Source organism: Neisseria sp. P0019.S003 (assembly GCF_051957115.1).
GTDB classification, from domain to species: Bacteria; Pseudomonadota; Gammaproteobacteria; order Burkholderiales; family Neisseriaceae; genus Neisseria; species Neisseria flavescens_D.
Genome location: NZ_JBQCWT010000082.1, coordinates 1 through 453 on the forward strand (window position 1 = coordinate 1; position 453 = coordinate 453).

Here is a 453-nt window from a genome sequence, read left to right on the forward strand (position 1 = left end):
GTTGACATGCGTAGCGATAAAGCGGATGAAAAGCCCGCTCGCCGAAAGCCCAAGGTTTCCTACGCCACGTTCATCGGCGCAGGGTGAGTCTGCCCATCCGGCGAGGCAGAAATGCGTAGTCGATGGGAAACAGGTTAATATTCCTGTACTTGATTCAAATGCGATGTGGGGACGGAGAAGGTTAGGTTAGCAAGTTGTTGGAATAGCTTGTTTAAGCCGGTAGGTGGAAGACTTAGGCAAATCCGGGTCTTCTTAACACCGAGAAGTGATGACGAGTGTCTACAGACATGAAATAACCTATACCACGCTTCCAGGAAAAGCCAATAAGCTTCAGTTTGACTCGAACTGTAACGCCAACCGACAAAGGTGGGAAGGGTGGGAATTCTAAGGCGATTGAGAGAACCCAGGAGAAGAAAGTAGGCAAATTGATACCGTAACTTAGGGAGAAGGGAT

Annotated in this window: 1 rRNA gene; it reads left to right on the top strand. The window is 48.8% G+C overall.

Going from position 1 to position 453, the window contains the following annotated elements:
- A 23S ribosomal RNA gene (locus ACTHTS_RS11195) occupies positions 1–453 on the top strand; the annotation flags it as partial.